Origin of the sequence: Vibrio sp. PID23_8, from assembly GCF_003584965.1 — a bacterium.
Lineage (GTDB): Bacteria > Pseudomonadota > Gammaproteobacteria > Enterobacterales > Vibrionaceae > Vibrio.
Window position 1 is genome coordinate 114,078 of sequence record NZ_LIXE01000010.1, and the last position, 14,980, is coordinate 129,057.

Annotated in this window: 14 protein-coding genes and 1 pseudogene; 11 read left to right on the forward strand and 4 right to left on the reverse strand. The window is 44.9% G+C overall.

Annotated features, from left to right (window positions below):
• Positions 1-16: 16 nt before the first annotated feature.
• The 6 genes from AK966_RS15755 to AK966_RS15780 all read left to right on the forward strand — a co-directional run bounded on the left by AK966_RS15755 (position 17) and on the right by AK966_RS15780 (position 6,272).
• The gene (locus tag AK966_RS15755; protein ID WP_099079191.1) at positions 17-1,042 is read left to right on the forward strand and encodes an ABC transporter permease subunit; all 1,026 of its coding nucleotides are present in this window, start codon (positions 17-19) and stop codon (positions 1,040-1,042) included.
• Position 1,043: 1 nt separating this feature from the next.
• Positions 1,044-2,087: an ABC transporter permease gene (locus AK966_RS15760; RefSeq protein WP_099079192.1), complete on the forward strand. Its 1,044-nt coding sequence runs from the start codon at positions 1,044-1,046 to the stop codon at positions 2,085-2,087.
• Between the two features lie 37 nt (positions 2,088-2,124).
• A complete protein-coding gene (locus tag AK966_RS15765) occupies positions 2,125-3,951 on the forward strand; it encodes an extracellular solute-binding protein (protein ID WP_119464522.1) in 1,827 nt (608 codons plus the stop codon).
• Between the two features lie 9 nt (positions 3,952-3,960).
• Positions 3,961-4,818 carry an ABC transporter ATP-binding protein gene (locus tag AK966_RS15770; protein ID WP_099079194.1) on the forward strand — a complete coding sequence of 286 codons (858 nt, stop codon included), beginning with the start codon at positions 3,961-3,963 and terminating at the stop codon, positions 4,816-4,818.
• A gap of 36 nt (positions 4,819-4,854) precedes the next feature.
• Positions 4,855-5,694 (forward strand): ABC transporter ATP-binding protein, encoded by an 840-nt coding sequence (locus AK966_RS15775; protein WP_099079195.1) that lies wholly within the window; start codon positions 4,855-4,857, stop codon positions 5,692-5,694.
• Between the two features lie 152 nt (positions 5,695-5,846).
• Entirely contained in the window at positions 5,847-6,272 is a 426-nt protein-coding gene (locus tag AK966_RS15780) for a phosphate-starvation-inducible protein PsiE (RefSeq protein ID WP_099079196.1), read from the forward strand.
• A gap of 66 nt (positions 6,273-6,338) precedes the next feature.
• On the opposite strand, the gene AK966_RS15785 is transcribed toward AK966_RS15780, so the two are convergent.
• The gene (locus AK966_RS15785; protein ID WP_099079197.1) at positions 6,339-6,743 is read right to left on the reverse strand and encodes a YgiW/YdeI family stress tolerance OB fold protein; all 405 of its coding nucleotides are present in this window, start codon (positions 6,741-6,743) and stop codon (positions 6,339-6,341) included.
• Positions 6,744-6,953: 210 nt separating this feature from the next.
• Between AK966_RS15785 and AK966_RS15790 the strand changes: the two genes are divergently transcribed.
• From AK966_RS15790 to AK966_RS15805, 4 genes and pseudogenes are all read left to right on the forward strand, one after another.
• Complete coding sequence (locus tag AK966_RS15790) at positions 6,954-7,475, forward strand: permease (protein ID WP_119464523.1); 522 nt, start codon at positions 6,954-6,956, stop codon at positions 7,473-7,475.
• Entirely contained in the window at positions 7,475-8,581 is a 1,107-nt protein-coding gene (locus AK966_RS15795; protein ID WP_119464524.1) for an HlyD family secretion protein, read from the forward strand. Before AK966_RS15790 ends, AK966_RS15795 begins: the two co-directional genes overlap by 1 nt.
• Entirely contained in the window at positions 8,571-9,566 is a 996-nt protein-coding gene (locus AK966_RS15800; protein ID WP_119464525.1) for a DUF2955 domain-containing protein, read from the forward strand. Before AK966_RS15795 ends, AK966_RS15800 begins: the two co-directional genes overlap by 11 nt.
• Positions 9,567-10,047: 481 nt before the next feature.
• Positions 10,048-10,470: pseudogene (locus AK966_RS15805) on the forward strand (integrase core domain-containing protein); the annotation flags it as partial.
• A gap of 29 nt (positions 10,471-10,499) precedes the next feature.
• Here AK966_RS15805 and AK966_RS15810 read toward each other — a convergent pair.
• Positions 10,500-11,504 carry a YfaP family protein gene (locus AK966_RS15810; RefSeq protein ID WP_119464526.1) on the reverse strand — a complete coding sequence of 335 codons (1,005 nt, stop codon included), beginning with the start codon at positions 11,502-11,504 and terminating at the stop codon, positions 10,500-10,502.
• Between the two features lie 189 nt (positions 11,505-11,693).
• Positions 11,694-12,539, reverse strand: a complete 846-nt coding sequence (locus AK966_RS15815; protein ID WP_119464527.1) for a hypothetical protein — start codon at positions 12,537-12,539, stop codon at positions 11,694-11,696.
• Between the two features lie 333 nt (positions 12,540-12,872).
• On the opposite strand from AK966_RS15815, the gene AK966_RS15820 reads away from it, so the two are divergent.
• The gene (locus AK966_RS15820) at positions 12,873-13,205 is read left to right on the forward strand and encodes a YnfA family protein (protein WP_065577358.1); all 333 of its coding nucleotides are present in this window, start codon (positions 12,873-12,875) and stop codon (positions 13,203-13,205) included.
• Between the two features lie 96 nt (positions 13,206-13,301).
• Here the strand turns inward: AK966_RS15820 and AK966_RS15825 are convergent, their stop codons facing one another.
• Entirely contained in the window at positions 13,302-14,654 is a 1,353-nt protein-coding gene (locus AK966_RS15825; protein ID WP_119464528.1) for a hypothetical protein, read from the reverse strand.
• Between the last annotated feature and the right edge of the window lie 326 nt (positions 14,655-14,980).

The window sequence follows — 14,980 nt, forward strand, 5'->3', positions numbered from 1 at the left end:
AAGGAGCAAGTTGTATATGCTGTCGTACTTTTTACGCCGATTGGCGTTGGTCATTCCAACGTTTCTCGGGATAACCATTCTTATCTTTGCTATCACACGTTTTGTACCCGGTGGCCCCGTAGAGCGCATGCTTTCTCAGATGCAGGCTCAAGGGGATGGTGCTGCGGCCATGACCTCTGCGGGTGGTAATACCGCGCTTTCTGATGATCAAATTGCCGAGCTGAATGCGTTTTATGGCTTGGATAAGCCTGTCGTTGAAGCTTATGTTGAGTGGTTGAGCCGTTTAGTTCAGCTCGATCTCGGTGAGTCGACGCGTTACTACGAACCCGTATCCGATATGATTGCAGAGCGTCTGCCCGTGTCACTTTTTTATGGTGGGATGACCTTCTTTATTAGTTATTTTATTTCCATCCCTCTGGGCTACTACAAAGCACTTAAGCACGGGTCGGTGTTTGATTCAGCTTCTTCCATCCTTATCTTTGTTGGTTATGCTTTACCGGGCTATGTTGTTGGTGTCTTACTGATTACCTTATTTAGCTATCACTTAGAGTGGTTCCCTATGGGCGGCTTTGTTGGTGATGATTTTGACGACTATGAAACCTTCTTTGAACGTGCAAAAGACGTGATGTGGCATGCGGTACTGCCTCTGATCTGTTACTTGATTGGTGACTTCGCAACACTAACCATGACGATGAAAAACAACCTGATGGAAAACTTGTCGTCAGATTACATTCGTACTGCAATTGCTAAAGGCTTACCGTTTAAGAAAGCGGTACGTAAACACGCGCTGCGCAATAGCTTGATTCCTATCGCTTCTCACTTTGGTAATTCGCTTCTGTTCTTTATGACGGGGGCATTCCTTATCGAAGTGATTTTCAATATCGATGGTATTGGTTTGTTGGGCTATGAGTCCATCATGGAACGTGACTACCCTGTAGTAATGGGTATCGTGGCAATCAACGCGGTATTGCTGCTTATCGGTAATATCGTTTCTGATATCTGTGTTGCTTTAGTCGACCCACGTGTGAAGTTTGGAGCGTAATATGATTAAAGTTAGCCCATTAACTGAAAAGAAATTTCGTAACTTTAAAGAGATTAAGCGTGGTTACTGGTCGTTTCTGATCTTATCCACCATGTTGATCCTTTCTCTGTTTGCAGAACTGTTGATCAACAGTAAAGCGCTGGTTGTTAAGTACGAGGGGAGCTTTTACTTTCCGGTCGTTAGTGATGTCCGTCTAGGCTCTGAATTTGGTCAGGCTGCTTCTAGTGAAGCTGACTACCGAGAGCTGCAAAAAGTATTTGAAGCGGAAGGCGGCGACAACTTCGTTATTCTACCTATTGTGCCTTGGAACCCGTACGAGCAAGATTTTAGTGGTGATTTTCCACCAACAGCGCCAAGTGCAGAGAACAAGCACTACTTAGGCACTGATGTGATCGGTCGCGATATCTTAGCTCGCCTAGTTTATGGTTTTCGTACAGCAATGGGATTTGCTTTGCTTACTATGGCGATCTCTTACGCAATTGGTACGGCGGTAGGCTGTGCGATGGGCTTTTGGGGCGGCAAATTTGACCTGTTCGTCCAGCGCCTGATCGAAGTGTGGTCGATGGTGCCATTCTTGTATGTCATCATGATCTTGGTTTCTATCGTTCAACCTACCTTCACCTTATTCGTTGCTATCAACGTACTGTTTGGTTGGATGGGGATGACTTGGTACATGCGAACCATGACCTACAAAGAATCCGCGCGTGAATATGTTATGGCCGCGCGTGCGCTAGGTGCATCAACGGGTCGTATTCTGTTTAACCATATTCTGCCAAACACCATGGTGATGATCGTGACGCTCGCCCCGTTTACCATTGCAGCAAACATTACTGCTCTGACGGCACTGGATTACCTAGGCTTAGGTTTGATGCCACCCACACCAAGTTGGGGTGAACTGCTGCAACAAGGTAAGTCGAACCTAGACTCGCCATGGATCGTTGCTTCTGTTGTGACTTCCATTGTTCTCGTTTTAGTGATGGTAACCTTCATCGGTGAAGCAATCCGTGCCGCATTCGACCCGAAAAAATTCACGCGCTATGTTTAAGCGAACAGCGTGAACAGAACATAAAAAGGGAAGTTTTATGAAAAGAATACTATTAGCGTCCACGCTGAGCGCCCTGAGTTTTGGTGCGATGTCGGCAACGCCTCCGGCGGAGTTAGACTGGCAAACCAACTGGAATGAGCCGCAATATGGCTCGCCTGAAGCGAAGCGTGGAGGAACTTACCGTACCTACATGTCGAGCTTTCCGCAGACTCTACGTAGCGTTGGTCCAGATGCGAACTCTGGGTTGCGTTCCTTTATCTTGGATGAGACGCCAGGATTGGTGGTTCGTCACCCTGACACTTTAGAGTTCATCCCTGAACTTGCCAATGAGTGGGCACTAGCAGGTGATAACAAAACGGTTTATTTCAAACTGAACCCAGAAGCGAAATGGTCTGATGGCAAGCCCGTCACGGCAGACGATTTTGTTTTTATGCTGAAGTTCTACCGTTCGAAAGACATTCTTGAGCCTTGGTATAACGACTATTACAACAAAACTGTCGCCGATGTCATTAAGTTTGATGATCACACGTTTGCTGTGAAGGCCGCGAAAGAACTTAATCCTGAAGAGCTGTTGTTAAGAATGGGCGCACTGCGTCCTCGCCCTGCTCATTTCTATGCGAATCCGAAGAAAGACGCTAACGGCGACGGCATTCATGATGATTTCGTTCGGTATTACAACTTCAAGAGTGAGCCAACAACAAGCGCTTACTACCTAGCGGATATCAAAAAAGGCAAAAGCGTCACCTTTAAGCACGTAGGTGATGATTGGTGGGGTTACACCAACAAGTACTACCAAAACCGTTATAACGTCGACAAAATCCGTATCACAGTCATCCGTGATAACGATATTGCCAAAAAGCACTTTGAGAAAGGCAGCTTAGACGCGTTTGGTTTGGTGCTACCAAGTTTATGGCATGACAAATCGGATACGGAACCTTACCAAAAAGGCTATATTCAGAAGTTTTGGGGCTACAACCAATACCCTGTAGGTGCAGGCGGTGTTTGGATGAATACCGCAATGCCATTATTGGATGACTTAAACATTCGTAAAGGCATCACTTACGCGATTGATTTTGATGGCATGATCGAAAATATCATGCGTGGTGATTACAGCCGTAAGCCAAACCCGACAGGCTATGGTCACGGTAAATACACACTACCAGACCCCAAAGCGCCCAAGTTTGACCCAGAAAAAGCAGCACAAGCATTTGTAGCCGCAGGCTTTGATAAGATTGGCTCCGATGGCATCCGTGTCAATGACAAAGGCCAGCGTTTGAGCTTCGAGCTTACCTACGCGACACCTGTGCATACGCCACGTATTGCCTTTGTGCGTGAGCAAGCGAAGTTGGCGGGCTTGGATATTGAACTTAAGTTGATCGATGGTTCATCGATGTTCAAATACGTTCGCGAGAAAAAGCACGATTTAGCGTTCCTAGATATGGGTACGTCTGAGATCCCAACCTATTGGGAGTACTTCCACTCAGTGAACGCCAATAAGCCACAAACTAACTCGTTCACAAACTACAGCACGCCAGATCTTGATGAGAAGATCATTGAGTACCGTTTCAACATGGACATGGATAAGAAGATTCAGCTAGGCCATGAAATCCAACGCGACATCATTGACGCGCACGTGATTGTCCCGGGTTACATGGTGCCATACGTTCGTTACGGCCACTGGCGTTGGTTGAAGCTACCTGAGAAGCCTATGAATCGAATGACAGGAGCGTTGTTCAGTGGTGGCATTATTGGCGATGGTACTTACTGGATCGATAAGGACGTGAAGAACGATACCCAGAAAGCGATGAAGTCGGGTAAAACCTTTGAACCGGTTGTTGTCGTTGATGACACTTATAAGCTGTAAGGATGTGTTATGGAAAACGAAGTAATCCTAAGAGTGAAAGACCTAGAGGTTGAATTCACAACCGATGATGGCCCAGTAAAAGTACTGCATGGTGTGAACTTTGATGTTCGCGCTGGGCGTACACTTGGCTTAGTCGGTGAGTCGGGCAGTGGTAAAAGTGTCACCTCGATGTCCATCATGGGCTTGTTGCCAAAGCCGTACGGCAAGATCATTAATGGTGAAGTGAATTACCGCGGTACTGATCTTGCCAAGCTGCCAGCAGAAGAAATGTATGCCATGCGTGGTGACCGTATTTCTATCATCTTCCAAGACCCGATGACGGCACTGAACCCGGTTCATACTATCGGTCGTCAACTTTGTGAAGTGTTAGAACTGCACCGCCCTGAACTGGATAAGAAGGCGCGTGAAACGTATGCGGTTGAAATGCTTGCGAAAGTAAAAATCCCACTGCCAGAGAAGCGTTTGAATGAGTATCCGCATAACTTGTCTGGCGGCATGCGTCAGCGTGTGATGATTGCGATGGCACTGGCTTGTAAACCAGACATTTTGATCTGTGACGAGCCAACCACGGCACTGGATGTTACCGTGCAGGCGTCTATCCTTGAACTCATGAACGAACTGCAAGAAGAGACGGGTATGGCGATGATTTTTATCACCCATGACCTTGGCGTGGTTGCTGAAGTGTGTGATGACGTGGCGGTGATGTATGGAGGTCGTATTGTGGAAAAAGCCGAGATTTTCGAGTTGTTTGATAATCCTCAGCACCCATACACCAAACGTTTGATGGGTTTGATGCCAAGTTTGGATAACGAACCTAAGCAGATGATCGACATTAAGCCGATTGACGCCAGTATGTTTGCGAGCTAACTGGTGCAAAGTGAACAAGTCATAAAAGAGGATGTTATGGCAAAAGAAGTATTAAGAATTGAAAATCTTAAGCAGCACTTTGTATCTGGTAAAGGACTGTTTAAGAAAGGCTACACCATTAAAGCGGTAGATGGTGTGTCACTGTCAGTAGGTGAGGGGGAGACTCTTGGCTTAGTGGGCGAATCGGGCTGTGGCAAAAGTACCTTAGGTCGTACCATTCTAAAACTGTACGAGCCAACCGCAGGTAAGATTTTCTTTGAAGGTAAAGACATCACTAAGCTGTCTGTCAAAGAAATGCGTTCATTGCGTAAAGACATGCAGATTGTTTTTCAGGATCCGATGGAATCCCTCAACCAACGTCACACCATTGGTATGATTTTGGAAGAGCCGTACATTATTCATAAGATTGGCACCCCTGCAGAACGGAAGCAATGGGTGAAAGAGGTACTGGTGAAGGTCGGTTTACCAGAAACCGCAGTCAACCGTTATCCACATGAATTCTCAGGTGGCCAGCGTCAGCGTATTGGTATCGCTCGTGCGATTGCACTTAAGCCTAAATTACTGATTTGTGATGAGTCGGTATCGGCATTGGATGTATCGGTTCAGGCTCAGATCCTGAACTTGTTGCTGCAACTGCAGCAAGAGATGAACCTAGCGATCATCTTTATTTCACATGATTTATCGGTGGTGAAACACGTCTCTGATAAAGTCGCAGTGATGTACTTTGGTAAAGTGGTGGAAGCGGGCAGTGCGAAAGAAATTTACGCTAATCCGCAAAATGATTATACCAAGACGCTACTTTCGGCGATTCCGATTACGCATCCCAAGTACCGCAAGAAAAAGCGCTTGGCAGAAAAAAAGCAGCAAGTGGCGTAATGCCACGACTCAAGTAGAACGGAAAGCCAGATAAAAAGGAAGCGCTCCACAGGATGGGGCGTTTTTTATTTTCACTTTTTTCTAGATATTGGATATTGAAATTAGCGTGCTACACTCCAATTTATTCCTTTGATTTGTTTGGATAGTTCGCAATGCCGTCCCATTTACCTCAATCATTCAGTCGCCCCTTTCTGAAAATCTTTCATGTGCTTGAAGCCGTGCTTTTGGTTGCCATCACGATGGCGACGGTGTGGGCGATGGCCGAAGAGTTTGTCCACATATATGTGCAAAAGCGAGTGTTACTTGAGGATATCTTATTAATGTTCATCTATCTCGAAGTGCTCGCCATGGTCGGACAGTTTGTGATGAATGGTAAGATCCCAGTTCGTTACCCTATGTATATTGCCATTATGGCGATTGCTCGCTACATCACCCTTGGTATGAAAGAACTCGACTCAGTGATGATTGTCTGGCTGTCTTTAGCGGCATTTATTCTGGCTGCTGCAACCTTGGTTATTCGAGTTGGTCATCATTATTGGCCGTATATCGATCATCAAACCGCCGAAAAAGACGAATAATTTTATTGAAAAAACCAGTCATGATGTGACTGGTTTTTTTATTGAAGCGCTAGGTGTGATTATCGGCTACTTGGAGAGGATTTTAAGTGAGTCAGCAATCACCGCACTGCTGCTGTCATTCTTGGCAATTTTACCTACGATTTGAACCTTGTCTTTTGGCGTTACTTTTTGTTCGTCCCAAACATAAGGGCCGATTTTTATGGTCATGCTCCCTGTATCATCGGCAAAGGTATATTGTTCATTGCCTAAAGACACGGTGATATGCCCAATAATGGTCACCGTCATCCCATCGGTGAGCCATTCTGCATTCATCACATCTTCAACGGTATTTAATGTGTCATTTTCTTTGGGGCCATCAAATCCCCCTTGGTCTGTCGTGAGGACGCTTTCTTTGGCGATAGTGTCGTCAGAAGCGAACGTTGGACTCGATAGAAGGACCATACCGATAGCGGTCATGAGTATTTTTTTCATGCTGTCTCCCGTCAAAGTGTGTCATTTTTGTGCAAAGGCAATAATTAGCATTCTAATTACAAAAGGCTATAGTTGTTAATGTAGCGCAATACAACAAAAAAGCTACGAACGTGACGGTAAGATCCGCCCTACTTTTGTTGGTTTTCGAAGTGTGCTGTGCTGACTCTGCGGTCGCTCTCTTTTTATCTAACCAGTTTAAGATGGGAATTTATGTTGGGTCTACAAGTCCGAGTCCAAGACTCATTAGTTGTGGGAATCATAAATGGTCTGATCAATGGGTACATCGCGTACATGCACTTTGAACCGATGGGTGTCGTGCCTGTCTCGATCAATCTGGTTCGCCATGAGCAGATAACGGTATGGGGAGAAGCGATCACCTTGACTTTTGGCTTAGGCATTATTCTCTCTCTCATCACATCGAAATTATTTCTCTGCCATTTAGGCAAAGCTTACCCAGAAGCATTGCCCCAAATGGCGTCATCGTTTTGGGCGGATTTAGTGCCTATTGCGTTGAAGCATTCTGCGGCTTTGTTTGGCTGGTTGACGGTACTCGCCTTGTTGTGGACACAGTACATTGGCAAAGTCATGGTTTCGGCCTATATCGCAGCGGTGATGGTTGGGATGTTTGCTTTCTTCATCACACTGATTCTCGAAGTCAGAACAAAAAATAGTTTGTTGTATAAAAAGGTCAGCGTCATTGAACTCATTGAAGAACATAAGGCTCCCAATTAATGACAGATGAACATTCGACGGAATTAAAGAAAGGAGAGGTCAGTTCCACACAAAAAGCCCGTTCGGTCACCTATATTATTTTTTTGGGCGTTTTATTACTCTGGCTTTACACCCTTTGGGCCGACAGAGTTACACCGATGACGGAACATGCGCGAGTGAATACTAATGTAATACGCATTGCTCCAGAAGTGTCAGGACCGATTGCTGCGGTTAACATCCGTAATAACGCCAGTGTGACCTTTGGGCAGCCACTGCTGACCATTGACAAGCAACCCTTTGAGTTAGCCGTCAAAGCAACCAAATTGGCATTGCTACAGGCCGGGCAATCGTATCAAGCCGATTCCGCTGCGATTAATGTCGCGAAAGCGAATGAAGTCGCGGCGCGCGTTAAGTTGAACAATGTTAAGCGTCACGTGGCGCGCAATCGTGTGTTAGTGGAAAAAGGCACGATCAGCCAAGCCGCTATGGATGACAGCTTAGCGGACCTCCAGTCGGCTCAAGCCAACTTGGATCAGGCGGTTTCCGCATTGGACAAAGCCAAGCAAGAGTTTGGGCCTCGTGACATCAAGAACCCAGAAATACAGGCGGCACTCAATAAGCAAGAGCAAGCGTTGCTAGACCTGAGTCATACCGAGTTAAAAGCCCCTGGCGAAGGGGTGATCACAAATATGGATGTGAGTGTTGGTGATTACGCCGCAGCAGGGCAACCGTTGCTGACGTTTGTGAGTAGTAATGGTTTTTGGCTGACGGCCATGGTCAGAGAAAACTCCCTCATGCACCTCAAAGCAGAAGATCCGGTGAAAATTGTTTTTGATTCGTACCCAGGTGAAGTCTTTAAGGGAAAAGTGACGTCGATTGGCTGGGGGAGCAGTGGTAATGGCAGCCTAACGGTGAATAACGCGAGCGGTATGTTTGACTCTCCGACCGGTAGTGTTAAAGCGCAACGCTTTCCGGTTAATATTGAATTTGTTGATCTACCTAGCGAGCTTACCCTTCGCTACAGTGGGCGTGCGGTTGTGGCGTTTTACCCCGATGAAAGTTACCTAGGTGAGCGCCTGCTTGATGTTTGGATTTGGGCTTGGAGTTATCTAAGTTATGTATCGTAGTAGTGCGAATCCATTATTAAGAGTGGCCATATTCCCCATACTGCTGCTGTTTTGGCAGTACGTATTTGGCACCGATTTGCCTTTGCTTGCTCCTGCTATGTGCGCTGTGTTTTTAACGACGACGCATGAACCGCCGCCGTTAGTGATGGTCATCATCATGGGCGTTGTGCTGTTTGTCACCGCTTGGAGCCAGGCACTGCTCAGTCAGCTGCTTTCGGATTACCCTCAAGTCTATTACCTTGCCTTATTTGGCGTGTTTTATTGGTGCATGGCGCGCGCGAAAAAAAATCCACAGGATGTGTTGGCGATTTTGCTGGTTGTATCTACGGCCATGATTGCGGTGTTTACCCAACAAAAGGGCGTAGATGTCAGTGACATCCCTCTTGCCTTGTTGAGTAACATTGGTATTGCTGGCTTCGTTGCGTATTTGGCTTATTTTGTCTTCCCTCATGGGGAGCCATTAGCGCCGTCACTCAGCCCCTCTCAAACTCAGCCGATGCATAATGATGAATGGCAGGTGTTTGTTAAAGCGTTGATGGTTTTGATTACCCTGTACGTGACAATGACGTTGGATCTCGAGCAGAGTACGATCATCACCATTGTTGTTGCATTAGTGATCAAAGATCCTGACCCTGTCATTGGTCACGACTATGGTTTAAGGCGCTTACTGGTGACTTATGCCAGTGTGTTGTATGCGATCCCACCATTAATCATGAGCGTGCTGCAGACCAATTTGTTGGGGATATTGGGGGCGGCGATTGTGAGTGCACTGTTTATGGGGATTCATGCCATGGAAAAGAGGGCGAGCTACAATTCGATTCAGCTGTTGTATTCGAGTTATGTGGTTCTGGTGTTTTATGGTTTGACGTCGACGAGCATCAGCGCGATATCGGATGATTTAGTTCGCTTTGGTTCGATTTTACTTGCTGTCGTTCTTGGCATCATGGTGCTGATCATATTGCAGCCACGCCCCAAATTGCACTAGACAGATATTGCCACCACTGGTGTTATTATTTGGCAGAAGATTAGCAAATAGTAGATAACAAGAATAGATTACTAGAAAAGGCAAAAAGCCCCTTTAATTAGGGGCTTAGTGTGCATTTGTGAACGAGAGAAAACTCACATAAACCTTATTCGATGTTCTGGATCTGAATGTGGGCTTATGAAATTAAGTTGTTTTAAAACAATATCTTGGGTTTTGTTTTTTGAGGTGATTTCGATTTTTGTCACCACCTGTGTCACCATTTGGCTGGTGGCTATAAGAAAATACCTAAGAGTTGATTTCGTTGGCACTAACGATTCTGGTCACAATAACACGCTTTTGCCCCGTTCTTTGCGTGATTCGCTCGCAACCCCACTAGTACGTGTACTTTTTGACATATTTTATTTACTAAAGCTTTCAACTTACAGATATCCTTCATTTATTGTGTACTTGAAGTTCTTAAAAGGTAATCCGACTCCGTACGCCACTTCCTATCCAGCGTATTCAGACGGACAGAGGGCGAGAGTTCTTTGCTGAGAAAGTCTAGAAGCAACTCATGATTTATGGGCTCAAGTTTCGCTCAAATAAGCCAGGCTCTCCTCATTTGAATGGCAAAGTGGAACGTTCGCAGAAAACAGATAAAAGAGAGTTCTATCCGACCATAAATGTCCCCGTGGGGCTGGAAGATCTAGATCTGCTACTAGCTGAATGGCGACACTACTACAACTGGGAACGGCCTCACAGCTCGTTAAATGGGTTAATCCCGATAGACAGGATTACTGAAATATCTGATCAGACTCCTTTGTTTGAAGACGTATCTCAGCACTACCTGGTCAAGAAAGAGCGGTTTCAAGAGCAGAATTACAAGCTCGATCTTCAGCTAAGAAAATTGAAACCGTCTCTATGAATCACACAAGTAATCTGTAGGCCAAAAAATTAGTCGACAGTGTACTTATATCCGTCTTCCTCATTACCTTCTATCGTAACCTCAAAAAGTATTGATGGTGAGGCATCTCCATCAGAACCGATAGCAGATGAAAAGCTTTGAGTTCGCGTCAACGTTTCTTCTTCGGTTTTCAGTACAATACGTGCTGTTTCACTTCCTTCACCTTCATAGTAGTTAGCCCCAATCCGGTATGTTCCAGCTTCTATGTTGTCACAAGGTAAATAATAATGCTCAGGCCCATAGCTAGTCGTATCGTCTACATCTAAATAGCCAGCGCCTTGAAAATTTCGATAATAGATATGGGCTCCGCTTGGCTCGAAAACATGCAGATCAACATCGGGCTCACTACCCCATGTTAATGTAGCAGTGAACGCCCCAGTACCGAGCACTTCTTCATTAACACTTAAGTTTCCTTCTGTCGTCAAGACGTCGTTAACAATCTTGCTTTTGGATGGTGTACCAGATGCCATGTATGAGAGGACAAAGCGATGACCAGTCCAATCCACTAATGAATCACGGGGAGTATTAGGGAAATTAGGTACATTCGCAGGCATAGAGCCAGGGATATACTCCATAACAATGTCTTCATACAAAGTGGTATGCATTCCCCCAGCCGCAACATACGATGCAGGGTTGGCTACAGCAACCATGCCCCATGCTGAGCTATACTCAGAGTTAAGTTCCGAAGCAGCCTGCAGTGCAAACAGGTTTCCCTGGGAATGACTCACGACGATAACTTTCTGTCCTTCTTGCAACTCCGCATTGTAGATCCCAACATGCTCTCTTACTACTGCTGGTGCGCTCGATGTAACTAACGCAGCAGATATATCTCGAAACACCTCGGCTACTGCTTCGGGCATGACCTCTGCACCAACAAGGTAGGCCCAAATCTTGCTCTCTTCGATGTTCAATTTTTGCTCAACCGCCTCAAAAAAGTCTAGTAGACCACCTTGTGTCGGGTTATGAGCGTTGTAATAATCTATTATGTCCTCCAAAGATGTCCCAGCAACTTCAGACTCTAGGGCTTGTGTAAGTACACGCTCTAGCGCTTGAACGATCGCTTAATTGGCTAAGCATGCCATTTCCGTAATATACTGATAGTCCTGGGGTACAAACTAATTGTGACTCTGCAGCAAAGACTGAAAAAGAGGGCAATACGATTAATGGTAATATTTTTAGTCGGTTCATAGCGCGCCCTCCATTAGTGTTTTTGCATCAAACGAACACGACTTGTAGAACTCACTATATTTGGAACCTTTTGATACCACGCCTGCAATTTGCTCATGAAAAAGCGAATATCTTGCGGTTCTTTCCCGCGTACTCATTTGCTGCGATACTATCTCGCCGACAGCACGATCATAGTTCTCATCCATCACATATACCGTGCATTCAAAAGCACGTTCAAAGCGAAGTAAGTTTTCATATGATGCGTCTTTGGATTCTGCTTGAATAAGAATAAGCTGTAATGCTTTGGCCACATCCATGAGTGCCAGGCGGGACGCTTCATCACTTGAATGCGAGAGCCCTATGTGACGCTGTATATCGTCTCGAACCCCATCTTCATCACTGTCTACACCTGCGATCGTCAAGTCATTCTCAGGCCCTGGAGCTGGCGGAAGAGGTAGGTTCGAAGAAGGGGAGATAGTGAGGACAACAGGAAGTGGCGAAGGCAGTACTTGTTTCGGTTTTCCCGCTTTGACTTCTCTTACTTGAATTACTCCATCAACGGTTTTTAACCCCTCATCGCTTGGGATGTTAATGACTACAAACACTGTATGAGCCTGTTTTGTTGAGGTATCCTCAATGTAACTCGGTGTAATCGATATCCATTGTTGAAGAGCGGGAACTACATGTAGTTTGATTCCTTCTACATCTGGAACATTATTAATGACAAGTTTTACCTCCTTAACTTGGCCTTGCTCAACACTTAACTCTAGTGAGTCTTGACTCCATGTTACTTTATCACTCGATGCGTAACTTGCGGAGCAATAAAGGAACAAAGCGGAAGCCAACCATAACGTAATTTTCATAGTGCATCCTTTCATTCTAATAGGCCATATTAATATAGTTAATATTAATATTAATATGAATGCATATCATTTCTTATTAATTTTAAGCTAATCACGATTTCATGACTGCTTAAGGAGATTAATTGGAATTCTGTAAAAAGATGCTAGTCAGTGTTGTGGATGAGTTGATTTGGCCAAAGGATAAGAGGATTTGTCATATCTTTGATTATCCGTTAAATACTAATTTAGCAAAATCACTGACTCACTTTTGTCCAATTCCGAGCTACAGCCGCATTAGCTCGAAATCCTGGTTAGGTATAGTGTCTACGGTTGCAACAAAGATAGGAGTCTAAGTTGTTAGAAATCAAAATATTAGGACTTTTCTTTGTAACAGCAATTGCAGAAATATTGGGCTGCTACTTGCCTTATCTTTGGTTGAAAGAAGACAAATCTGTTTGGTTGTTAGTACCAGCAGCTTTCTGCCTTGCTTTATTTGCATGGTTATTGTCTTTACATCCGACAGCAGCAGGTAGGGTTTATGCCGCTTACGGTGGTGTCTATATTTTTGTGGCAATCCTGTGGCTATGGGTAGTAGATGGCATTCGTCCGAGTTTATGGGACATTGTGGGTGTTTCAGTCGCTATGCTTGGAATGGCGATCATCATGTTTGCCCCAAGAACCACATAACAAAAGACTAAGGTAGACTACCAACATTTGGTATTTTCATAGCCGTAGCGATCGATCCACGCTTGCTCTTTAAGTGTTTTACGCAATTGCTGCTCATTACAACGACTGCCATGCTTTGCTAAACCCATTCGCCCAAAACTTGGTGAGATGGGGCTTATTATCGACACTTAGTTCAACTTCCACCCATACCTTTTTCTTAAACTCTTTGACGAGCGTCTCCATCCCTTGGGCATCCTCTGGGATCGCATAGAGGCTGGTGCTGTCACTGTAAGCTGATTTCAGACACTCATAACGAAGTGAAATAGGCTGACCGTTGACTTGACTAGCAATGCCTTCCCAAGCTTGACCGGGCTTACAACTATGGTTGAAACGGATAAAAGCCCGTTTGTTGTTTTGCTTATCTCGATCGATGAAAACATCAAATTTATGGCGTACCGCCAAAAGCTCGCTTAGAGAGCGGTTTGCCAAGGCTTTAACCGTTGTAATTTGGCTGTCTGATAGTTTTTGCTCGCCACTAAAAATTTTTTTTGTGACGGCACTAGGAAGGGCATCAGCATTCTGAGAGAGCCAGTATGTGAGCTGTTTGACGTCGTCATGGCTTAAGTTGTGCAAAAACTCACTCTCTTTTGTTTCGAGTTGGCTCAGCCCGTAGACAAATTTGTCCATGGCTTGAATCTGTTTATTGACCTTTTTTATTTGGCGTAACTGTGTTTTCTCGGTGTCATAGTAAGGGTGGATGGGAAACGTTTCACTCACGGGGAAATACTCGCTGATAGCGAAAGGTCGAGTAGTGAAAGAGTGATCTCGGTCTGAGTGGTGCTGAGAGACAAGAAAGTTCTGAAAGAAAATTGAGCGAGTGTCGTCTACTACCACGTGATTGGTTTTCTGCCATGCTTCGTTGCAAGTCAGTGCTTCGCCTTTGAGTTTTTCGTTGAGTTGAATGGCTTTGAGCGTCTCAATCTCTTTTTGGTATTTCTTCTGCATTCTATCAAGGCTTGCTTTTATGTTATTCGCTTTGTCCTTAGTTTCTTTTGCCATTCGCATATTATTACGACCAGACTTGTAGTCATCATACTTGTCTTCGTCGTAGCAATAGTCAGCCAGTTTTTCCCATAACTGACGAGCTTTATCGAGCCCTGTTTCCGTTCGTTTTATCTGTTTTTGTAGCTCGAACAAGGATTGCTGATGTTGTTGAACCAATTGGAGCTGCTTCTGGAGTGAGTCGTAGAGCTGGCCATCGGTAATTGGGCTAGTGATGATATGGCCAACGAAGTCGAACTCATTGTAAATATCGATTTGTTGATTATGTGGATCGATAACAGCGTTGTAGGTGTTCTCATACTTTTTATACAGATCCACTCCTTTGTCCCAATTACTGGTGGTGCAATAGCCTGCTTGTAGTGTGCAACTAACTGAAAAAAGTAGTAGTGCAATAAGTGGTCTTTTCATCGGCCAACACTCCTTGTCGCAACGGTGACGTTCGTCGCTGCATAGCTGATACTTGTTAGATCGGTCAGGGTTATATTGATAGTCGTCACAGTATATAACGCCAAAACGAGACTCACTTTGGTATGTATCAATTATTCATACATCAACGCTATTGAATTTGATAATTATGCGTATTTCGGTGATTGCGAACGCTCGTTTCGGTTTATTCCGATCACTTGATCCCGCTGTTTTTCAAGCAAGTTGTCGTCTTTTTTACAATTTAGTAACGTGAATAATTACGCGGCACACTTTTCAGGGTTCAAGTACACCTCATCGATATAACTCCA